This is a genomic window from Catellatospora sp. KI3 (genome assembly GCF_029948125.1).
Taxonomy (GTDB): Bacteria; Actinomycetota; Actinomycetes; order Mycobacteriales; family Micromonosporaceae; genus Catellatospora.
Window position 1 is genome coordinate 230,941 of the sequence record NZ_JASAMB010000010.1, and the last position, 19,883, is coordinate 250,823.

The window sequence follows — 19,883 nt, forward strand, 5'->3', positions numbered from 1 at the left end:
TGACGCCACGCTCCGTGTCGGTGCCCCAGCGCTTCGCAAGCGTGTCGGTGGGCAGGGTGAACCGCTTTCCCCGGTCACCGCGCGCCAGCTACGATCGTCGCTGTTCTCGACGGTGGGTTACACCGGGACGGATCCGGCCACGGGACCCGCGGCGCGCAGACTCAGGGTGGGGAGAGCGTCATGACGGACAACCGCTTGAAAGGCCGGGTCAAGGGACTGTTCGGCAGCGGACCGGCCGAACTGGAGGCACTGCCGGAGCAGCCGGAGTCGGTGCTGGCCGATCCGGAGGCCGAGCGCCAGGCGCTGCAGGTGCTGGTGCTGGCGCGGCGTACGGCCGACGAGCACATCTCCACCGCGCAGCAGGAGGCCAGCCGCATCCGGCAGGAGGCGCGGGCCAAGGCCGAGGAGACCGCCCGGGAGGCGCGCGCCCTGGTCGAGGGCGCCCGCGAGGACGCCGCGAAGATCATGGCGGCGGCGCAGGCGAAGGCGGTCGAGACCGCCCGCGAGGCGCAGGCCCACGCCGAGAGCTCCCGGCGCGAGAGCGACCTGGTGCTGTCGGAGGCCCGCCAGCGCGCGATGAAGATCGGCGAGGACGCCCGGGCCAAGGCCGACGAGCTGGAGCAGGACGCCCTGCAGCAGTACGAGGACGTCGTGGGCAGCCTGGAGGGCAAGCGCGACGCGCTCAACGAGCGGATCGAGGCGCTGCAGCAGTTCGACCGGGAGTACCGGGCGCGGCTGCGCCGCTTCATGAACAGCCAGCTCGACGCGCTGGCCCAGGACGATCCGGCCGGCGAAGCCGACGCGCGCGACGCCGAGCCGCGCGAGGCCGAGCCCCGGCCGCCGGTCGGCCGCCAGCGCAAGCCCGCCGCCGAGGGCAACGTGGCCGTCTGAGCACCCCGTCCTGCTATCTTGTCGATGGAAAGATAGCGTGAGGGGTGAGGGCGATCGCGTACCACCACGGAGACCTGCGCCGGACCATCCTGTCCGCCGCCGTCGATGCGATCACCGAATCCGGTGTGGACGGCTGGAGCCTGCGCGAGCTGGCCCGCCGGGCGGGCGTCTCCCACGCCGCCCCCGCCCACCACTTCGGCGACCGCACCGGCCTGCTCACCGCGGTCGCCGCCGAGGGCTACCAGCTGCTGGCCGACGCCCTGCAAGCGGCCGAGCCCGGCTTCCTGGAGGCCGGACTGGCCTACATCGGCTTCGCCACCGAGCACCCGGCCCACTTCACGGTGATGTTCCAGCCCGCGCTGTACCGGCCCGACGACGACGCCGTCACCGATGCGCGCGAGCGGGCCGGCGCGCTGCTGCGGGCGGGCGCGCAGGCGGTGGCCGGCGAGCGGTCCGACGCCGAGAGCACCGCCCTGGCGGGCTGGTCCATCGCGCACGGCTTCGCCAGCCTGTGGCTGGCCCGGGCCCTGCCCGCGCACACCCGCGCCGACGCGGTGGCCGCCGCCCGCCCGGTCCTGCGCCGCCTGGTCGAGCACTGAGGCGTTGTGTGCAGTTTCGGGGAAAGTGCGCGAATCCGAGCCCCGATTCCAACACCTTCCCCGAAACTGCAAGATCACACGCGCGCCCGCCGCGCGTCGCAGGTGCGTAATGTCCGGATCATCCTGTTAGGGCATCGGCCAGGTGTACCGGATTCGTTGCGAACGCGCAGGCGGCTGGTACTTTCCCCCGGCCGGGACGCATAATGCCCTCCGGTGCGGCATCCGCGCCGGGCGTCGTGGTCGTATGGAGAGGTTGACGCAATGTCCCAGGGTGAGGAACCGTACGCAACACGTGACCACGTGTCCGCGCGTCCGGCCTTTGACGTCGCGATGCGCGGCTACGAGAAGCGCCAGGTCGACCAGTTCGTCGCCCGCGCCGACAGCGAGATCTCGACCCTGTCGGCCGAGCGCGACCGGGCGTTCGCCCGCATCCAGGACCTGACCTCGCAGTACAAGCAGCTGTCGCTGGAGATGGCCGAGCTGCGCCAGAAGCCCACGCAGGTCGAGCGCGCCTCGTTCCGCGACCTCGGCCCGATGGTCGAGCAGATCCTGGACCTGGCCGAGAAGCAGGCCGAGGCGATCACCACCACGACCGCCCAGCAGATGGCGGCGCACAAGTCCGACTCCGAGAAGCTGCTGGCCGAGGCCCGCGAGCACGCCGAGAAGCTGCGCGCCGAGAGCGAGGCCGCCAACGAGCGCGCCGAGCAGGAGGCCAAGCGCATCAACGACGTCAGCGCCCAGCAGATGGAGCACGCCCGCGCCGAGGCCGACGCACTGGTCGAGGCCGCCCGCCTGCGGGTGCAGCAGGAGGTCGAGGCCGCGCACGCGCAGACCCAGCAGGAGGTCGCGCAGTGGAAGGCCAACGCCGAGCGTGAGATCGCCGAGCTGCGCGCCGGTGCCGAGCGGGAGCTGGCCGCCCAGCGCACCGCCACGAACCAGAAGAACGCGGCGCTGCACGCCGAGGCCCAGCAGTACACCACCGACCTGCGCCGCCGGGCCGACGAGCAGACCGCCGCGCACCAGCAGCAGCTGACCGTGGTGCAGCAGGAGATCCGGGCCCGCCGCCAGGCGCTGGCCCAGCTGCAGGCCGAGCTGGACATCGCCCAGCAGCGCCTGGCCCAGTCCCGCCAGGAGGGGTCGGCCGCCGAGCGCGAGGTCGCCCAGCTGCAGCAGCGGCACAGCCAGGTCAGCCAGGAGCTCGGCGCGGAGATGACCCGCCTGGAGGAGGCGCGCCGCCAGGCCGACTCGGCCGAGCGGCACGCGCTCGCGGTGCGGGCCCGGGTGCAGCGCGAGGCGGAGCGGGTGGCCAACCTGGCCGCCGCGGCCGTCATGGCCGCCGCCACCGGCTCGGCCGAGACCGGCGAGTACCCGCGCGTGGTGCCCCGCGACCTGCAGGACCCGTCCCCGGTGCACGCCATGCAGGAGGTGCAGGAGGCGGTCGAGCAGCTGGCCGAGGAGGTCGCCGAGTTCGCCGACTTCCCGGAGGACAGCGACGCCGCCGAGGAGCAGCCGCTGAGCCGCCACGCCCGGCGCGAGGAGTACGCCCGGCGCGAGGAGGAGGAGCTGCAGGTGCCGATGCAGCGCCAGCCGCACGACGAGCTGCCGCAGCGCCAGCCGTTCAGCGAGCTGCCGCAGCGCGGGTACGAGGAGCTGCCGCACCGCCAGTCGCGCGACGAGATGGTCGCCGCCGACGCGGAGTGACCTGGGCTCGCCCGAGCGGATGAGCAGCGGAGCCCGGCACCGGACCTGATCCGGTGCCGGGCTCCGGCGTCTGTCGGGCGGCGGCTCAGCCGCGGGCGCCGCCGAGGCCGAGCAGGGCGGCCAGGCCCAGGGCGCTGCGCGGGGCGTACGGCATCCGCCACAGCCCGCCGTGCGCCGCCCCGTCGGCCTCCTCCTGCCACACGTGCTCGCGCACCGGCGGCGGGTTGCGCAGGTCGTGCACGAGCAGCGCCGCCATCAGCGTGTTGCTCGTCGCCGGGTCGAAGATCTCCACCCCGAACGCCGGCGCCCCCGCGTACGCCGCCGCCAGCACCCTGTTCTTCACCACCGACCGGGTCCGGGTCGGCGGGGCCACCTTGAAGCTGACCGTGGCGCCCTGCTGCCGGGCCACCGCCGCGCGCCACCGCTGCAGCCGCTTGGCCAGCGCGTAGTTCGGCCCCTGCTGGGCCACCAGGCTGTCGCAGACGCCCGGGTCGGCGCCGGGGGCGTAGTTGCGCCGCAGCAGCCGCCCCGCCGACACCATCCGCAGCGGCCCGCGCAGCGTACGCAGCAGCGACGACTCGTGGTAGTTGCGCTCGGCCCGCGCCACCGCATCGGCCGGGACGGCGAACACGTCGGTCGGGGTGGCCAGGAACGACAGGGCCGTGTCCGGCCGGTGGGCGCGCAGGTGCTCGGTCAGCGCGTCGACGGCGGTGCAGACGCGGACGTTGACCGCCCCGTCGGCGTAGACGTAGTTGCCGACGACCAGGCGGCCCTCGAACCCGCGCAGCCAGGCGCCGACGGCGGGCAGGTGGTGCAGCAGGTCCGCGCCCGCGACCTCGGCCACGTCGCCGCCGCCGTCGTACCCGGCGGGCACCGGCAGGTGCACCCGGCCGCCGGAGCGGCGTACCGCCTCCAGCAGCTCGCGCCACAGGCCCGGCCGGGGCAGGTCGACGGCGACCACGTCGGCGCCCCAGCGCAGCAGCGACCGCGTCGGCCCCATCTCCGCGCCCGCGCCCAGCACCGCCACCCGCAGGTCGGACAGGTCCAGCCAGTCCGGATTGGCCTGCACCGCGCGCACCGCCTCGGCGCAGCCCGGCTCGATCACGCCCGCCTCGGTCCACGCGTCCAGGCGCCGCAGGAGAGCGTCCCCGCGCAGCCGCTCGCCCCGGTACGGCAGGGACAGCTCGCGGTCGACCGGGCCGTCCCCGGCGACCACGGCCGTGCCCAGCTCGGCGCCCGGCTTCGCGTCGAACGCCTCGCGCAGCCCGATCTCGGTGCCGTCGGGGTCGGCCACCCGCATCCGGTCGTGCAGCGAGGCGAGCCCCGCCGCGGCGACGGCCCGCGCGGTGTCGCCGGAGCCCAGCCCGGCCTCGACCAGCCGCCGGAAGTGCACCAGGTAGTCGGCGCGCCAGTTCGTCTCATGGTCGGCGGCGCGGGCTCCGACCGGGTCCGCGGCCCGCAGCGCGTCGGCGACGACGGCGCGGCCGAGCGCGGAGGTGCTGCGGTCGGTGCCGTCGCTGAGGGGGAAGACCACGCCAGTCGTCATGTCCATGCCTCCTGTCGGCGGCACCCGATCAGCGGCGCCGCGCGCCAGCGGACCCTACCGGCCCGCCCCGGCGACGGCAACGACCACTCGCCGGGGCTGTGCGGAGCGCGCTGCTCAGGTGGGCCGCGGCGAGATCCACCCAGTCACCCGCGCGGACCACCACGTCGGCGCGGTCGACCGCCTCCCAGAGCGGTGTGGGCAGGTCCCGCGCCCGCTTCGGCAGGTGCGTATCCGCCATGACCACGACAAGCACCCCCGCGACGCTACGCGGGCAGCGTGCAGTTTCGGGGAAAGTGCACGAAAGGACGCCAAGATTCCTGCACTTCCCCCGAAACTGCCCCTAACGACGGCGGGTGAGGAGGAGGGGGCCGACGGGGCGGAGGGCGATCGCGGCGGTGGGGGTCGGGTTGCCTGAGACCTGCGTGAGGGGGCCGTCGCACCAGGGGGTCAGGGCGGCGAGCAGCATCGCGCGGGCCAGGTGGGCGCCCAGGCAGGTGCGGCGGCCCGCGCTGAACGGCAGGAACCCCCAGGCCGGGCGGCCGCCGTCGGCGAAGCGCTGCGGCCGGAACTCGTCCGGGTGCGGCCACAGGTCCGGATCGCGGTGGGTTAGCAGCGGCGAGTACAGCACCAGCGTGCGCGCGCGCAGCGGCACCCCGGCCACCTCGGTGTCGGTCGAGGTGATCCGGCTGCCCAGCCACCCCGCCGGGTACAGCCGCAGGATCTCGTCCAGCACCAGCGGCAGCGCCTGCGCGGTGCGCCACTCGGGCGCGCCGGCCAGGTGCCACAGCGCCCACGCGAGGGTATGCGCCGTGGTGTCGTACCCCGCCGCCAGCGCCACCCTCGTCTCGGCGACCGCGTCGTCCATCCCGGACAGCGCGCCGGCGAGGCTGCCCTCGGGCGGGTCGGCCAGCACCCGCGCGATCGCCGCGTCCAGGCGCCGGAACAGCAGCGGCCGGGGCAGCATCGGGCCCGGCACCGGGCGCTCCAGCGGGCGCAGGAACGCCGCCAGCAGCCGCTCGTCGAGCGCGCCGCCGAAGAACGCCGCGTTCAGCATCCGCCGCACCGTGTGCCCGGCCCATTCGAGCGCCTCGAACGGGCTCTCGGGCAGCCGCGCGGCCGCCGCCTCCGCCAGGCGGGTCTGCAGGTGGGCCAGGCCGCGCGAGTGGAAGTGCGGGTTCAGCTCGCGCCGCCTCGGGTCGTGCGCGGGCACGTCGGTGTAGACGACGCCCGCCGACAGGTACGGCGTGAGCCCGCTCAGGCTGCCCCGGCTGCGGAACGTGTCGAGGTCGCCGAGGACGGCCCGGTTCCACTCCGGCCGGTAGCCGACCACGGCGGGGCGCCACAGCCGCAGCCGGAACACCGGCCCGGTCCGGGCGCCCTCGGTGAGCAGGCGCACCGGGTCACGGGTCCACCGCCACAGGTGCCCGAACACCGGCGTGGTCGCGGGGGCGGGCAGCCGGACCGGGGTCGATCGGGCCAGTAGCGCGGTCACGGGTAGCGGCGTCCCTTCCAGACGGCGGTGCGCCGCAGCGCGACGGCGTAAACCGGGAGCGCGGCCGGGGCGATGAACGGCACCAGCGCGGCCTCGGCGTACGCCCCGCGCCCGGTCTTGGCGTTGGCCAGCAACCGCTCGGCCAGGCCGAGCACCGCCGCGACCCGCCACGCCGCCCCGCGCCGCCACAGCAGCCACGGCACCGTGTACGCGGTGACGTTGAACGCGGCGCTGGCCGCCAGCACCAGGTCGCTGCCGCCGTGCGCGGCCCGCATGCTCTTGCCCATGCCGCGCACCGTGGCCGGGTAGCCGTCGTACATCCGGGTGCTGATCAGGTCGCCGCCCAGCGCGAGCCCGAGCTTGAGGCCCTTGCGGCGGCTGAGCCGGGCCAGCTCCAGATCCTCCACGATCTGGTCGGCGACGGCCGCGTGCCCGCCGACGTGCTCGTACGCCGCCCGGCGGAACGCCAGCAGCTGCCCGTTGGCCACCGCCGCCGCCCGGATGGGCAGGTCCAGCAGCTGGTGCGGCAGGAACGCGAGCAGGTTCTCGTCGATCAGCGGCACCAGCATCCGCTCGCCCAGGGTGCCGGTCTGCTGGCGCGGGAACACGCTGAACACGTCGGCGCGCTGGCGGCGCAGCTGCGCCCATACCGCGTCCAGGGCGCCGGGCCGCAGGGTGACGTCGGCGTCGGCGTACACCAGCAGGTCGCCGGTGGCGGCCTGCGCGAGCTGGTGGCAGGCCCAGTTCTTGCCGATCCACCCGTCGGGCCGGGGGGTGCCGGTGAGCAGCCGCAGCCGGGGGTCGGCGAAGCCGCGCACGATCGCGGCGGTGTCGTCGGTGGAGCCGTCGTCGAGGATCAGGATCTCCTCGGCGGGCTGGGCGAGCAGACCCGGGATCGTGTACGGCAGCCGCCGCGCCTCATCGCGCGCGGGCACCAGCAGCGACGTCCGAGGCCGCCCCGGCGCCCGCTGCCCGAGCCGCAGCACCGGGAACGACCGCGCGTTGGCGACCAGCCCCGCCGTCTTGGCCAGGTGGAACGCCGCGACCAGGGTGCCTACGACCGCCACGGCAGCGCCCCCGTCAGCCGGTCGATCCGCTCGTCGCGACCGGCCCGCCCGGCGACCACCCGCCGGAACCCGGCCAGCGGCGTACGCGGGTCCGCCACGGCCAGCTGCCCGTCCAGGTTGGCCAGGTCCTCGGCCAGCGTCTCGGCCAGCAGCTCAGTGGTGTCGGCGACCCTGCCCTTGCCCGGCACCGCCGTGCACGACACGTACGCCTCCGGCCGGTCGTGGCCGCGCAGCACCACCCGGACCGCGACCGACAGCAGGGGCAGCCCGGCGCGCTCGGCGTACCAGGCGGCGCCGGGCGACAGCGGGCCGGGCGGGGCGGCCGGGCGCAGCTCGCCCTCGGGGTAGATGACCAGGGTGCGGCCCCGGGCCAGCAGCCGCAGGCCGGTGGCCAGCTCGGCGCTGCCGAAGACGCCGGCGTGCCGGAAGAACCGGTAGCGGTCCAGGTTCTCCTGCAGCATCAGCAGGCAGGCGGGGCGACCGGCCCGGCGCAGCACCGCCGAGGCCACGAACGGGTCCCACCAGCTGTGGTGGTTGGCCGCCCAGACGAACGGGCCGACGGGCAGCCCGCCGCGCAGGTACACCCCGCGCAGCTCGCGCCGCACCATCCGGTCGAACCCCGTTCGCAGCAGACCGCCGAGCAGGCTCGGCTCAGTCATCGGCGCCCCGTTCGGCGGCGCGGGCCGGGCGCAGCTTCAGCCACAGCAGCAGCGTCAGCGTCATCAGCGCGAACCCGAACCCGTAGTCCTCGACCGGGATGTGCCACGGCACCCGCAGCCCCGAGATCGCCGCGTCGTCATAGTGCACGACGGTCGCGTCCGGCCTGGTCAGCCAGCCGTCGACGGGCACCTGGAACGCGAACGCGATGGCCATGGTGAGCCAGTACCGCGCGCTGCGCAGCAGCCCGGTCCGCAGCACCCACAACTCCAGCGCCACCACCGCCAGCGGCGCCGCTATCGCGGCGACGGTGTACTCACCGCCCACGCCCGCCCCCCGCCTGCGGTGAAAGGAAGGGACCCTTCTTATCGCTTTCCGTAGTAGAAGGGCCCCTTCCCAACCGGAGCAGGTGGCGGGTGCGGCCGAGGACCTCGTAGGTCAGCAGGGCGCAGAGGGGGACGACCACGAAGAACAGCCACTCCTCGACAGGCAGCCCGAGCAGCCGTACGCCGGTGGTGTAGCGCGGGTCGAACCACCAGTGGCCGCGCGCGACCGCGGCCAGGTCCCACAGCACGAACAGCGCCACCACCGGGGCGAGCGCGGCCAGCAGGCGCCGCGGGCGGCGGTAGACGCGGGCGCCGAGCAGCAGCTCCAGCGGCAGGGTCACGGCCAGGCAGGCGAGCAGAATCAGCAGGTAGCGCAGCGGATCCATCACGGCACCGGCTGCGGGTCCAGCACCGGCGGCGCGGTGACGGGCGTGCCGGGCCGGGTCAGCAGGCAGCGGGCGGCCACCGCCAGGCGGCGCCGGTTGGGCACCACGGCACGGCGGGCGAACACGTCGTGGTCGGCCGCCTCCACCTCGTCGAGGATGCCCGCGTACAGGTGGTACGCGGTGCGGATGCAGGCCTGCGAGGTCGGGGCGAGCATGGTCACCCCGGGCGCGGCCAGGGCGTAGTGCTCGCGTGCGCGGGCGATCTCGAACCGGACCAGCTCGCGTACGGCTGTGGTCGACGTGCCGCGCTGGGCGCACAGGTGCAGGTCGGCGGTGCTGAGCCCGAATCGACGCAGGTCCTCCTGCGGCAGGTAGACCCGGCCCCGGTCCAGGTCCTCGGCCACGTCGCGGATGAAGTTGGTCAGCTGGAACGCCAGCCCCAGCTGCCGGGCGGGCTCGCGGGCCTGGGCCGGGTCGGCCGGGTCGAGGATGGGCAGCATCATCGTGCCGATCACCGCCGCCGAGCCCTCCATGTACTCCAGCAGCGCGTCGTAGTCGGCGTACTCGGCGATCTCCAGGTCCATGGCCATGGAGTGCAGGAACGAGGCGAAGTCGGCGCGGTCCAGGTCGAACGCGGCGATGGTGTGCAGCACCGCGGGCAGCAGCGGGTCGTCGGTGCGGGCGCCGTGCAGCCCGGCGACGAACCGGTCTGACCAGTCGCGCAGCAGCCGGGCCCGTTCGGCGGGCGGTAGCGCCTCGGTCTGGTCGACGATCTCGTCGGCGTGGCGGGTGAAGCCGTAGAGGGCGTGCACATGCGGCCGTTTCCAGGCCGGCAGCAGCCGGGTAGCCAGGTAGTAGGTGCGGCCGTGCTGTCGGTGCAGGTCCCGGCAGCGGGCGTACGCCGCCGCGAGTTCCGCCTCCGCGAATTGCGGCTCCACGAAGCCCTCCCCAAATCGACTCAGTAATCGACGCAACTTCGACTCTACGCTAGTCTGGCCCCGTGGCAAACGACACCTCTTCCGCTCCTGCCTCCATGCTCGCTGCTTCCGGGCCGTTGACCTGTGAAAACGGCCATGGCGCGGCCGCCGTACCCGGTCCGGCCGAGCTGCCCGCCGCCGTCGAGCGCGTGCTGGCCGACTTCGTCCGGGAGGAGAGCGCCGCCCTGATGGCGGTCGACCCGGCCCTGCAGCCGCTGGTCTCGGCCGCCCGCGCGGCGGTGCTGGGCGGCGGCAAGCGGGTGCGTCCGCTCTTCGCGTACTGGGGCTGGCGCAGCGCCGCCGGGCCGCACGCCCCGCTGCACCGGGTCCTGCCCGCGCTGGCGGCCCTCGAACTGCTGCACGCGTTCGCGCTGGTCCACGACGACGTCATGGACCGCTCCGACACCCGGCGCGGCCGCCCCACGGCCCACCGGCAGCTGGCCGCCACGCACACCGCCCAGCGGTTGCGCGGCGACGCCGACCGGTTCGGCGACGCGGGCGCGATCCTCGTCGGCGACCTGTGCCTGGTCTGGGCCGACCGGCTGATGGCCCGCGCCGACGTACCCGCCGCGGTGCTGGCCACCGCCCGCGCCGCCTACGACCGGATGCGGATCGAGGCCGTGGCCGGCCAGTTCCTCGACGTGCTCGGCGACTGCGCCCGCACCTGGTCGCCCGAGCGGGCCCTGCGCACCGCCCGCCTCAAGACCGCCGGCTACACCGCCACCTGGCCGCTGCACTTCGGCGCCGCGCTGGCCGGATCCGGCGGCGCCGCCTTCGCGCACGGGCCGCTCGGCCGCGCCTTCACCGGCTACGGCCTGGCCGTCGGCGAGGCGTTCCAGCTGCGCGACGACCTGCTCGGCCTGTACGGCGAACCCGCCGTCACCGGCAAGCCCGTCGGCGACGACCTCGGCAAACCCACCATGCTGCTGCTGCTCGCCCGGCAGCGCGCCACCCCCGCCCAGGCCGCCGAACTCGACGCGATCCTGGCCGCACCCCGCCCCGACGTGGGCCGGCTGGCCGCCGCCGTGCGGGTCACCGGCGCGGCCGAGCAGCTCAGTGACATGATCGGCGAGCGGGTCGCCGACGCTCGGGCCGCGCTGGGGTCCGCGCCGATGCCAGAGGCCGTCCGCGACGGGCTCGGCGAGCTGGCCGCCGCGGTCGCCTGGCGCGCGGCATGAGCACGAGGAAGGAGCAGGCGGGGATGCGTACCGTCAGCGGACCCAGCGAGCACGTGGTCGTGGTCGGCGCCGGACTCGGTGGACTGGCCTGCGCGCTGCACCTGGCGGGCGCCGGGCGGCAGGTGACCGTGCTGGAACGCGAGGCCGAACCGGGCGGCCGCGCCGGGCGCCTGCTGCGCGACGGGTACGAGTTCGACACCGGCCCGACCGTGCTGACCATGCCCGAACTGATCGCCGAGGCGTTCGCCGCCGTCGGTGAGGAGCTGGCCGACTGGCTCACCCTCACCCCGCTCGACCCGGCCTACCGGGCCTGGTTCCCGGACGGGTCGAAGCTCGACGTCATCGCCGACCCGGCGCGGATGGCCGAGGAGATCGCGACGGTGTGCGGCCGGGCGGAGGCGGACGGATACCTGCGCTTCGTCGCGTACGCGCGCCGCCTGTGGGAGCTGGAGCGCAACGACTTCATCGACCGGAACTTCGACAGCCCGCGCGACCTGCTCACGGCCAACCTGCTGCGGCTGGTCGCCGCCGGTGCCTTCGGCCGCCTCCAGTCGCGCATCGACCACTTCCTGAAGGACCCCCGCACCCGCCGCATCTTCTCCTTCCAGGCCATGTACGCGGGCCTGTCCCCGCACAAGGCCCTGGCCGTCTACACCGTGATCTCCTACCTGGACTCCGTCGCCGGGGTCTACTTCCCGCACGGCGGCATGCACGCCGTCCCGCGCGCCCTGGCCGCGGCGGGGGAGAAGCACGGCGTGGTCATGCGGTACGGCACCGAGGTGGCCCGGGTCGAGTCGCGCGGCGGCCGCGCCACCGCCGTGGTGACCACCTCCGGCGAGCGGATCCCGGCCGACGCGGTCGTCCTCAACCCCGACACCGCCGCCGCGCATGCCCTGGTCACCGGGGCCGCCGCCCCGCGCCGCCGCCTGCGCTACTCGCCCTCCTGCGTCGTCATGCACGTCGGCTCCGACCGCGGGTACGCCAAGGCCGGGCATCACAACATCCACTTCGGGCGGGCCTGGCGGTCGACGTTCGACGAGGTGATCAACCAGGGGCGGCTGATGAGCGATCCGTCGCTGCTGGTCACCAACCCCAGCCGCACCGACCCGAGCGTCGCCCCGGCCGGCGGGCACACCTACTACGTGCTCGCGCCCGTGCCGAACCTGGCCACGGGCCGGCAGGACTGGCGCGGCGGGCTGGCCGAGTCGTACGCCGACGAGCTGGTCGAGGTGCTGGAGCAGCGCGGGTACGTCGGCTTCGGCGACGGCATCCGCAGTCGGCATGTGGTGACCCCCGCCGACTGGGCCGACGCGGGGATGGCGGCGGGGACCCCGTTCGCCGCCGCGCACACGCTGACCCAGTCGGGCCCGTTCCGGCCCCGGAACCTGCATCCGTCGCTGTCCAACGTGGTCTTCACCGGCTCCGGCACCACGCCCGGCGTCGGCGTGCCGATGGTGCTGATCTCCGGCAAACTCGCCGCCGCCCGCATCACCGGCTGACCCTGCCCTCAGCCGCCCTCATCACGTCGGCAACCGCAGGTCTCCCGCGCTTGCGGGCGTGATGATCGCGGCTTGCGGCCACGGGGTGGACGTCGGGGCGACGTTCTGACCGCGAAGGCCGATCATGAGGCTGCACTGGTCTCGGCGCTACGCCCGCGAGCGCCGGTCTCCAGCGCCTGCGGGCGTGATGATCGCGGCCTGTGGTCACTGAGTGGACTTCAGGGCGACCTCCCGACCCCAAGCGCCGATCATCACGTCCCACCCAGGACACACGCCGATCATGAAGCTGGCGCGGCGAGTTTCGGCGTGGCGCGGCCGACTCCGGTGGTGACGCGCCTGGGCCGGGAGGCCGAGGCGGTCGGTTCGGGGTTGTGGTGCAGGTGGTGACCGCTGAGGGTGATCTTGTGCGGCCGTGGCTCGATGATCGTTGGTTGCGGTCATCGGATGGGTTCGAGCGGCCGGGTTCGACCGCAGGTGCTGACCATCGGGGCGCTGCGGACGGATGATCGCCGTTTCGGTCCTTCAACCTCGATGTTCGCTCAGGGGTGGACCCGGGCGGGTCTCGGAGCCGAGAAATACTAGCCATGGCGATAGTAGCCATGTACATTAAACGGCGTGAGTGAAGCGCGGATGCGGATAGCGACGCCGGGGTTCCTGGTCTGGCGGCTGTCGATGAAGCTCAGGGTCGCGGTGGATCGGGCGGTGGCGCCCCTCGGCCTCACCCATGCGCAGTACTCGGTGCTCGCGTCCCTCTACGGCATGCATCACGCGGGCGAGAGCCCCAGCCAGCGCCGCCTGGCCGACCACACCGGCCTGGAGCCGCTCTACATCTCCAAACTGGCCCGCGGCCTCGAATCCGCCGGGCTGGTGGACCGCGCCCCCGACCCCGCCGACAGCCGCGCCGTGCGGCTGAACCTGACCGATCAGGGTCGCGACGTGACCGCCAGGGCCGTCGTCGTCGTCCGCGACCTCCAGGAACGACTGCTCGCCCCGCTGGGCGGGCTTGCGGGCGAGCGCGCCGCCGCGTTCGTACGCGACCTGAATCTCCTGCTCGACGTGCAGTTGGACCCGAAGGAGCAAGCATGACCACGCTGAATGGACAGATCCTCGGCCAGGCCGAACGGGCCACCCGTGCCGTCCTCGACCGGCTGCTCGACCGGGCCGGAACCGACTTCCACGGCTGGGTGCTGCTCAACCTGACCGCGGACGGCGCCGAGCCGGTGCCGCATGCGGCGCTGGCTGCCCGGATGGCCGCCGGACTCAAGATCGGCGAGGTGGAGGCCGCCGCCGTGGTCGAGCGGCTGGTCGGCGCGGGGCTGATCGCGGGCGGCGGGGACCGGGGTCTGGCCCAGACCGCCGCGGGTGCCGAACTGTACCGGCGGATCGGCGCGGGCGTCGCCGAGGTCACCACCCGGCTCTACGGCGGCATCCCGGCCGACGAGCTGGCCGTCGCGGGGCGGGTGCTGCGGCTGGTCACCGTACGTGCGGACGCGGAGCTGGCGGCCTGACCGGACGGTCACCCGCGCGGGGGTCAATCGCCCTCGCGCGCGTGACAGTCCGGCGTCCAGGCATTGTGCGTACACCACTTAACGGGCATTTTGGACTCCACCGGCTGAGGGGGTCTGAGATGCGGGCACGGCAGTCACTGGCGGCGGGCGCGGCGATCCTGGTCGCGTTCGCCTGGGCGCAGGCCGGGGCGGCACCGGTCGGCCGGGCGGCGGCGCTGCCCGGCGCGGCGACACCGCCGCTGGTCGCGTACTCGGGGCGGGCGTTCGGCGGCGACTGGCAGTCGTATGGCACGGGCGTGTTCGACAACGCCCGGGGCGAACTGGGCACCGTGGGGAACGACGCGATCAGCTCGCTGCGGGTGGCGCCCGGCTACCGGGCCGTGGGCTGCGTCGAGGGCGGCGGAGAAGGCCGGGTCGACGAGGGCGACCTCGGCCGGTGCCGCATCTTCGGGCCGGGCGGCCACGACTCCGTGGGCAGGGACCTCGACGACAAGATCTCCCTGCTGGCCGTGTACGGCGGCCCCGCCCGCCACGCGGGCGCCACCGCGTACCAGGGGCCGGGGTTCACCGGCGCGGACCTGCCGCTGGGGCCTGGCGGGTTCGAGGCGGCCACGGGCGCGCTCGACCGGCTCGGGGCGGCGATCTCCTCGCTGGCCGTCGAGGACGGCTACCGGGTGGTGGCCTGCGACCGCGACAGCGTGTCGGCCGGCAGCGACGCCGACCTCGGGCTGTGCCGCCTGTTCGGACCCGGCCGGCACAGCGGCGTCGGCGACGACCTGCAGCGCAGGATCTCGCTGGTCGCGGTCGGCGGTCCCGCGCTGACCGCGACCAGCGACGCCGGTATGGCCGGACTCCGCCAGACCTTCGGCCCCGGCATCCACCAGGCGCTGGCCGGCGAGCTGTCCCAGGTCGGCAACGACGCGGTCACCGCACTGCGCGTGGCCGACGGCTACCGCGTGATCGCGTGCGCGGACGACCGCACCGACCTCATCGGACAGGGCGACCTCGGCCTGTGCCGCCTGTACGGCCCCGGCGACCGGGACCTGTCCGACGGCCGCCTCAACGACGCCGTGTCCCTGCTCGCGGTCTACCCGGGCGGCGCGAGCGGCGACTCCGTCCTGGCCTACGCCGACCGCGACCTCAACGGCGCCTCCGCCGCGTTCGGCCCCGGCTGGTACCCGGCCGCCGACCTCGGCAAGGTCGGCAACGACACCGCCAGCTCCCTCAAGGTCCGCTCCGGCCGCGCCGTCGCCTGCGAACACGACCGCGAGCGGCTGGGCACCTGCCGCCTGTACACCGTGGGCGACCACCCCTTCGTAGGCACCTCCCTCAACGACCGCATCTCCCTGCTCGCCGTCGCCCCCTGACCGGGACGTGCGGCCCCGCAGCCCGCGTCGCGGGTTCGTGCAGTTTCGGGGAAAGTGCAGGAAAGGCGCCCAAGATTCCTGCACTTTCCCCGAAACTGCAGCCACCTGCCTCCCTCGTACGCGGCGGGTGGATCGCAGACCCTGCCGATCGAGCACGGGTGAGCCGGGCCGGGGCGCCGCCCGACGCGGCGGCGTCCCGGCACCGACGGCTGGATACGATGCGCCGATGCAGCCTGATCTGTCCCGGCCCTGTTCATGCCGCCTGTGCGTGCCCTCGGGGGAGGAGTTGGAAGCACACCGGCAGACGGTCGTGGACCATGTCGGTGAGTACGGCTGGCACGCGGCCGGGGTGCTCGCCGACGACCAGTCGCCGGGGTGGGCGTACACGGTGGGGTTGTGGCACAGCCTGGGCCGCCCCGAGGTGTCGGTGTTCGGGCTGCCGGTGGAGAAGGCGATGGACATCGTGAACGTGGCGGGGCGGCTGGTCCGCGACGGCGGCACGCTGGTCGACGGCCGCGACAGCGACGAGATCCTGCGCGGCGTCCCGGTCGCGGTGCGCAAGGTGCATTTCAGCTGGTACGCCGACCTGTTCGGTCAGGCCGTCGGCTTCTACCAGGGCAAGGTCCCGCCGATGCTGCAGCTGGTGTGGCCGGACCGGTCGGGCCGCTGGCCGTGGGAGGCCGAAGTGGAGGCGTCCTGCCGCGACAGCCAGCCGATGCTGTGGCTGCCCTGGGACGACCACCCCCGCAACGCCTGGACCGCCCTGCGCGACGGGCAGTAGCCGGCGATAAATCGGCTGCGTCCGGCGGCGGGGCGCGGCTACCGTCCTTGCATGACGACGATGCTGGTACAGGTGGATCTGAGGTCGAGCGGGCGCTATCTGACGTGCTGGGTCGAGCCGAAGGTGCGCGTAGGGGACCAGGTCACGCTCAAGTCTTCCGAAGAGCCCGCCCGCCGCTGGGACGTGCTGCGCGTGGGCGAGCCCCGCGTGACCACGGACATCAAGCGCGGCTGGAGCAACAACATCTGAGCCGCTGGACAAGTGGCGCACCCGCCTCGTCCCACCCGGGACGGGGCGGGTTTCGCATGTTGGGTGAATGGAACGGGCCCGGATTGGGCATGCTGGACCCATGAGCGAGGCGGGAGCAGGGCTGGCGGCGTCGCTGGTGCGCCTGCGCGACGAGCTGGCCGGGGTCGCGTACCCGCTGCCGCTGCCTGACGCCGCCACCGACGCGGCTCTGGCCAGGGCGAGCGTGGGGCAGCTCGACGACTACCTGATCCCGCGCCTGGCCCGGCTGGACGCGCCGCTGCTGGCGGTGGCCGGCGGTTCCACCGGGGCGGGCAAGTCGACGCTGGTCAACAGCCTGGTGCAGGCGCCGGTGAGCGTGGCCGGGGCGCGCCGCCCGACGACCCGGGCCCCGGTGCTGGTGTGCCATCCGGGCGACGCGACCTGGTTCGGGCAGGCGCAGCTGCTGCCGCGCCTGGGGCGTACCCATACCCCCGGCGGACCCGGCACCGACCTGGTGATCGTCACGTCGGCCGCGTTGACCCCGGGCCTGGCGCTGCTGGACGCCCCGGACATCGACTCGGTCGAGGAGGCCAACCGGGCGCTGGCCGAGCAGCTGCTGGCCGCCGCGGACCTGTGGCTGTTCGTCACGACCGCGGTCCGCTACGCCGACGCGGTGCCGTGGGAGCTGCTGACCACCGCCCGCGAGCGGGGCACCGCCGTGGCGGTGGTGCTCAACCGAGTGCCGTCCGGCGCCGACGACGAGGTCGTGCCGCACCTGCGGGAGATGCTGGCCGAGCACGGCCTGGGCGAGATCGGCCTGTACGTGGTGGCCGAGCGCCGCCTGGACGAGCAGGGCCTGCTGCCGCCGGAGGCGGTCGCGCCGCTGCGCGACTGGCTGGACCAGCTGGCCCGCTCGGCGGCCGAGCGGGCCCGGGTGATCCGGCAGACCGTCGACGGGGCGGTGGCCGCGCTGGTCCCCGCCACCGACCGGCTGGCCGCCGGCGCCGACGGTCAGGCCGCGGCGGTCGGCGAGCTCCGGGAGGCCGCCGAGCGGGCGTACCGGGACGCGGAGCTGACCGTCGACCACGGGCTGCGCGACGGGGTGCTGTTCCGGGGCGAGGTGCTGACCCGGTGGCAGGAGCTGGTCGGCACGGGCGAGTTCATGCGCGGGCTGCAGGCGAGGGTGGGCCGCTGGCGCGACCGGATCGTCGCGGCGGTCTCCGGCAAGCCGATGCCCGACGAGCAGCTCAAGACGGCGCTGGAGTCGGGCCTGGTGACGTTCCTGCACGGTACGGCCGCCGACGCCGCCGAGCAGGCGGTCACCGCGTGGCGCACCCGCCCGGCGGGCGCGGCGGTGCTGGCCGCCCCGGGCGGTCCGGAGCTGGCCGCGCCGTCGCCGGACCTGCCCGACCGCGCCGACCGGCTGGTGCGTGACTGGCAGCGCGGCGTGCTGGAGCTGGTGCGCACCGAGTCCGGCAACCGCCTGTTCGCGGCCAAGGCCAGCGCGTACGCGGTGAACGCGCTCGGGCTGTGCCTGATGGTCGCCACGTTCGCGGCCACCGCGTTCATCCCGACCGGGGCCGAGATCGCGGTCGCGGGCGGCACCACCATCGCCGCGCAGAAGGTGCTGGAGGCGGTCTTCGGCGACCAGGCGGTGCGGCGGCTGGCCGAGCAGGCCCGCCAGGACCTGCTGGCCCGGGTGCGCACCCTCTACGGCGAGGAGGCGCGGCGGTTCCACGCGGTGCTCGCCGCGGTCGGCGTCGACCCGGACGCGGGGCAGCGGCTGCGCGCCGCGGCCTCGGCGGTGCGCGCGGCCCGGCAGGCCGACCCGGTCCCGGGCGGGGCGGCATGACCGCGTCCACCGTGTACGACCGCATCGAGGCGCTGCGCCGGTTCACCACCGCCGCGCAGCCGTACCTGCCGGAGTCCGAGCTGGCCGCCGCGCGGGCCCTGGCCGTCAAGGCCGACGAGCGGCTGGCGCTGTCGCGGGCGCACACCGTGGTGGCGCTGGCCGGGGCGACCGGCACCGGCAAGTCCAGCATCTTCAACGCCCTGGCCGGGCTGACGCTGTCGCAGGCGGGCCTGCGCCGCCCCACCACCGGCCAGGCGCACGCCTGCGTCTGGGGCGACCAGCCCGCCGACGACCTGCTCGACTGGCTCGGCGTGGGCAAGCGCTTCGCCCGGCCCGGCGGCACCGACCCGGACCTGTCCGGCCTGGTGCTGCTGGACCTGCCCGACTTCGACTCGGTGCACGACGCGCACCGGGCCGAGGTCGACCGGCTGCTGAAGGTCGTCGACCAGATCGTGTGGGTGCTGCACCCGCAGAAGTACGCCGACCGCGTCGTCCACCACGGCTACCTGGCCCGGTTCCACCGCCACCGCGAGATCACCGTCGTCGACCTCAACCAGGTCGACCTGCTGTCCGCCGACGACCTGCAGGTGTGCCTGCTGGACCTGCGCCGCCTGCTCGCCGACGACGGCCTGGCCGACGTGCCCGTGCTGACCAGTTCCACCGTCGGCCCGCCGGGGCTGTCCGCGCTGGCCGACACGGTCGGCGCGGCGGTCGCGGCCCGGCAGGCGGCGCAGCGGCGGCTGGCCGCCGATGTGGACGACGCCGTCGCCGACCTCGGCCCGCTGGTCGCCGCGGACCTGCCGAAGGATGCGCTGGGCAAGCAGGTGCTGCGGCCACTGACCGACGCGCTGGCGCGGGCGGCGGGCGTGCCGCTGGTCGCCGACGCCACCGAGCGGGCGTACGTGCACCGCGCCCGCAAGCGCACCGGCTGGCCGCCGCTGCGCTGGGTCCGCCGGCTGCGCCCCGACCCGCTGATCCGCCTGCACCTGGGCGGTCCCGCCGGGGACACCCCGCCCGGCATGGCGGGCTCGGTCGGCGCCACCTCGATCAGCCCCGCCGCGCCCGCCGAGAAGGCGGCGGTGGCGCTGACCCTGCGCGACACCGCCGGACGCGCCGGGGCGGACCTGCCGGCGCCCTGGCGCGACAGCCTGCTCGCGGCCGTACGCTCCGGGGCCGACGGGCTGCCCGACGCGCTGGACCGGGCGGTGGCGAGCACCGACCTGGGCGTGGCCCGGCCCCGGGCCTGGTGGCGGGTGATCAACCTGCTGCAGTGGATTTTCGCGCTGGTGGCGCTGGCCGGGCTGGTCTGGCTGGGCGTGCGCTGGGCCATGTTCGCCCTGGCGCTTCCCCAGCTGCCGCTGCCGCAGGTCGCGGTGCAGGGCTGGCAGGTGCCGACACCGACGGCACTGCTGGCGGGCGGCCTGCTGGCCGGGCTGCTGCTGTCGCTGCTGGTACGGCCGGTGGTGCGGCTGGCCGCGGTACGCCGGCGCAAGCGGGCCGCCGCGCGGCTGCGCGCCAATGTGGAGCGGGTCGCCCGGGAGCAGGTGCTGGCCCCCGCGCAGCGGGTGCTGGACGCGTACGCCCAGGCCAGGCAGGCGCTGACGCAGGCAGGGCGCTGAACCGCCGCGGCCGCCGCCGGGGCGGACCGGGTGCTCGGCTGAGTCGAATTCCTGCTGGCGGCCCCGCGTCAACCCCTGCGGGGTGTGATGCGTCCGCATCAATTTCTATGCATCGACCCCTGGACATCGCCGTCGCTATCCCCCTAAATGGATCGAGGTTCGCGGCTGGCCGGCGGCGAGCCTGAGGCGGTGGGGGCGACCTGTGGGGT

The 19,883-nt window shown here is 74.9% G+C and carries 19 protein-coding genes and 1 pseudogene; 12 read left to right on the plus strand and 8 right to left on the minus strand.

Features of this window, described 5'->3' with window-relative positions; translation table 11 throughout:
• The first annotated feature begins 180 nt into the window (after positions 1–180).
• The 3 genes from QEZ54_RS18415 to QEZ54_RS18425 all read left to right on the plus strand — a co-directional run bounded on the left by QEZ54_RS18415 (position 181) and on the right by QEZ54_RS18425 (position 3,191).
• Positions 181–891, plus strand: a complete 711-nt coding sequence (locus QEZ54_RS18415) for a hypothetical protein (RefSeq protein WP_281305872.1) — start codon at positions 181–183, stop codon at positions 889–891.
• Between the two features lie 44 nt (positions 892–935).
• Positions 936–1,490 (plus strand): TetR/AcrR family transcriptional regulator, encoded by a 555-nt coding sequence (locus tag QEZ54_RS18420; protein ID WP_281305873.1) that lies wholly within the window; start codon positions 936–938, stop codon positions 1,488–1,490.
• A gap of 300 nt (positions 1,491–1,790) precedes the next feature.
• Complete coding sequence (locus QEZ54_RS18425) at positions 1,791–3,191, plus strand: hypothetical protein (protein ID WP_281305874.1); 1,401 nt, start codon at positions 1,791–1,793, stop codon at positions 3,189–3,191.
• Between the two features lie 85 nt (positions 3,192–3,276).
• Here the strand turns inward: QEZ54_RS18425 and QEZ54_RS18430 are convergent, their stop codons facing one another.
• The 8 genes and pseudogenes from QEZ54_RS18430 to QEZ54_RS18465 all read right to left on the minus strand — a co-directional run bounded on the left by QEZ54_RS18430 (position 3,277) and on the right by QEZ54_RS18465 (position 9,603).
• On the minus strand, positions 3,277–4,737 hold the full coding sequence (locus tag QEZ54_RS18430) for a hypothetical protein (protein WP_281305875.1): 1,461 nt from the start codon (positions 4,735–4,737) through the stop codon (positions 3,277–3,279).
• 127 nt (positions 4,738–4,864) lie between these two features.
• Positions 4,865–4,990 (minus strand): annotated as a pseudogene (locus QEZ54_RS18435) (YfcE family phosphodiesterase); the annotation flags it as partial.
• An 87-nt stretch (positions 4,991–5,077) separates the two neighbouring features.
• Positions 5,078–6,229 carry a cytochrome P450 gene (locus QEZ54_RS18440; protein WP_281305876.1) on the minus strand — a complete coding sequence of 384 codons (1,152 nt, stop codon included), beginning with the start codon at positions 6,227–6,229 and terminating at the stop codon, positions 5,078–5,080.
• The gene (locus QEZ54_RS18445) at positions 6,226–7,296 is read right to left on the minus strand and encodes a glycosyltransferase family A protein (protein WP_281305877.1); all 1,071 of its coding nucleotides are present in this window, start codon (positions 7,294–7,296) and stop codon (positions 6,226–6,228) included. Before QEZ54_RS18445 ends, QEZ54_RS18440 begins: the two co-directional genes overlap by 4 nt.
• The gene (locus QEZ54_RS18450) at positions 7,284–7,955 is read right to left on the minus strand and encodes a lysophospholipid acyltransferase family protein (protein WP_281305878.1); all 672 of its coding nucleotides are present in this window, start codon (positions 7,953–7,955) and stop codon (positions 7,284–7,286) included. The genes QEZ54_RS18445 and QEZ54_RS18450 overlap by 13 nt, the downstream gene beginning before the upstream one ends.
• Entirely contained in the window at positions 7,948–8,280 is a 333-nt protein-coding gene (locus QEZ54_RS18455) for a lycopene cyclase domain-containing protein (RefSeq protein WP_281305879.1), read from the minus strand. Before QEZ54_RS18455 ends, QEZ54_RS18450 begins: the two co-directional genes overlap by 8 nt.
• Positions 8,270–8,665, minus strand: coding sequence for a lycopene cyclase domain-containing protein (locus tag QEZ54_RS18460; protein WP_281305880.1), 396 nt, complete (start codon positions 8,663–8,665; stop codon positions 8,270–8,272). The genes QEZ54_RS18455 and QEZ54_RS18460 overlap by 11 nt, the downstream gene beginning before the upstream one ends.
• Positions 8,665–9,603 carry a phytoene/squalene synthase family protein gene (locus tag QEZ54_RS18465; RefSeq protein ID WP_281305881.1) on the minus strand — a complete coding sequence of 313 codons (939 nt, stop codon included), beginning with the start codon at positions 9,601–9,603 and terminating at the stop codon, positions 8,665–8,667. The genes QEZ54_RS18460 and QEZ54_RS18465 overlap by 1 nt, the downstream gene beginning before the upstream one ends.
• A gap of 95 nt (positions 9,604–9,698) precedes the next feature.
• Between QEZ54_RS18465 and QEZ54_RS18470 the strand changes: the two genes are divergently transcribed.
• The 9 genes from QEZ54_RS18470 to QEZ54_RS18510 all read left to right on the plus strand — a co-directional run bounded on the left by QEZ54_RS18470 (position 9,699) and on the right by QEZ54_RS18510 (position 19,674).
• The gene (locus QEZ54_RS18470) at positions 9,699–10,820 is read left to right on the plus strand and encodes a polyprenyl synthetase family protein (protein ID WP_281305882.1); all 1,122 of its coding nucleotides are present in this window, start codon (positions 9,699–9,701) and stop codon (positions 10,818–10,820) included.
• 23 nt (positions 10,821–10,843) lie between these two features.
• Positions 10,844–12,319, plus strand: a complete 1,476-nt coding sequence (gene crtI, locus QEZ54_RS18475; protein WP_281305925.1) for a phytoene desaturase family protein — start codon at positions 10,844–10,846, stop codon at positions 12,317–12,319.
• 615 nt (positions 12,320–12,934) lie between these two features.
• The gene (locus tag QEZ54_RS18480) at positions 12,935–13,405 is read left to right on the plus strand and encodes a MarR family transcriptional regulator (protein WP_281305883.1); all 471 of its coding nucleotides are present in this window, start codon (positions 12,935–12,937) and stop codon (positions 13,403–13,405) included.
• Positions 13,402–13,827, plus strand: a complete 426-nt coding sequence (locus tag QEZ54_RS18485; RefSeq protein ID WP_281305884.1) for a hypothetical protein — start codon at positions 13,402–13,404, stop codon at positions 13,825–13,827. The genes QEZ54_RS18480 and QEZ54_RS18485 overlap by 4 nt, the downstream gene beginning before the upstream one ends.
• 119 nt (positions 13,828–13,946) lie before the next feature.
• Positions 13,947–15,194 carry a hypothetical protein gene (locus QEZ54_RS18490; protein ID WP_281305885.1) on the plus strand — a complete coding sequence of 416 codons (1,248 nt, stop codon included), beginning with the start codon at positions 13,947–13,949 and terminating at the stop codon, positions 15,192–15,194.
• Positions 15,195–15,420: 226 nt separating this feature from the next.
• A complete protein-coding gene (locus QEZ54_RS18495; protein WP_281305886.1) occupies positions 15,421–15,975 on the plus strand; it encodes a DUF4262 domain-containing protein in 555 nt (184 codons plus the stop codon).
• Positions 15,976–16,026: 51 nt separating this feature from the next.
• Positions 16,027–16,224: a hypothetical protein gene (locus QEZ54_RS18500; protein ID WP_281305887.1), complete on the plus strand. Its 198-nt coding sequence runs from the start codon at positions 16,027–16,029 to the stop codon at positions 16,222–16,224.
• Between the two features lie 100 nt (positions 16,225–16,324).
• Positions 16,325–18,055, plus strand: a complete 1,731-nt coding sequence (locus tag QEZ54_RS18505; RefSeq protein ID WP_281305888.1) for a GTPase domain-containing protein — start codon at positions 16,325–16,327, stop codon at positions 18,053–18,055.
• Positions 18,052–19,674 carry an ABC transporter gene (locus QEZ54_RS18510; RefSeq protein WP_281305889.1) on the plus strand — a complete coding sequence of 541 codons (1,623 nt, stop codon included), beginning with the start codon at positions 18,052–18,054 and terminating at the stop codon, positions 19,672–19,674. Before QEZ54_RS18505 ends, QEZ54_RS18510 begins: the two co-directional genes overlap by 4 nt.
• Positions 19,675–19,883: the final 209 nt, after the last annotated feature.

Bases quoted from the DNA above. Each gene is read 5' to 3' on its own strand.
- crtI (WP_281305925.1), top strand. From the start codon at position 10,844: ATGCGTACCGTCAGCGGACCCAGCGAGCACGTGGTCGTGGTCGGCGCC.
- QEZ54_RS18430 (WP_281305875.1), bottom strand. From the start codon at position 4,737: ATGACGACTGGCGTGGTCTTCCCCCTCAGCGACGGCACCGACCGCAGC.
- QEZ54_RS18490 (WP_281305885.1), top strand. From the start codon at position 13,947: ATGCGGGCACGGCAGTCACTGGCGGCGGGCGCGGCGATCCTGGTCGCG.
- QEZ54_RS18510 (WP_281305889.1), top strand. From the start codon at position 18,052: ATGACCGCGTCCACCGTGTACGACCGCATCGAGGCGCTGCGCCGGTTC.
- QEZ54_RS18505 (WP_281305888.1), top strand. From the start codon at position 16,325: ATGAGCGAGGCGGGAGCAGGGCTGGCGGCGTCGCTGGTGCGCCTGCGC.
- QEZ54_RS18450 (WP_281305878.1), bottom strand. From the start codon at position 7,955: ATGACTGAGCCGAGCCTGCTCGGCGGTCTGCTGCGAACGGGGTTCGAC.
- QEZ54_RS18460 (WP_281305880.1), bottom strand. From the start codon at position 8,665: ATGGATCCGCTGCGCTACCTGCTGATTCTGCTCGCCTGCCTGGCCGTG.
- QEZ54_RS18485 (WP_281305884.1), top strand. From the start codon at position 13,402: ATGACCACGCTGAATGGACAGATCCTCGGCCAGGCCGAACGGGCCACC.
- QEZ54_RS18415 (WP_281305872.1), top strand. From the start codon at position 181: ATGACGGACAACCGCTTGAAAGGCCGGGTCAAGGGACTGTTCGGCAGC.
- QEZ54_RS18500 (WP_281305887.1), top strand. From the start codon at position 16,027: ATGACGACGATGCTGGTACAGGTGGATCTGAGGTCGAGCGGGCGCTAT.
- QEZ54_RS18470 (WP_281305882.1), top strand. From the start codon at position 9,699: ATGCTCGCTGCTTCCGGGCCGTTGACCTGTGAAAACGGCCATGGCGCG.
- QEZ54_RS18495 (WP_281305886.1), top strand. From the start codon at position 15,421: ATGCAGCCTGATCTGTCCCGGCCCTGTTCATGCCGCCTGTGCGTGCCC.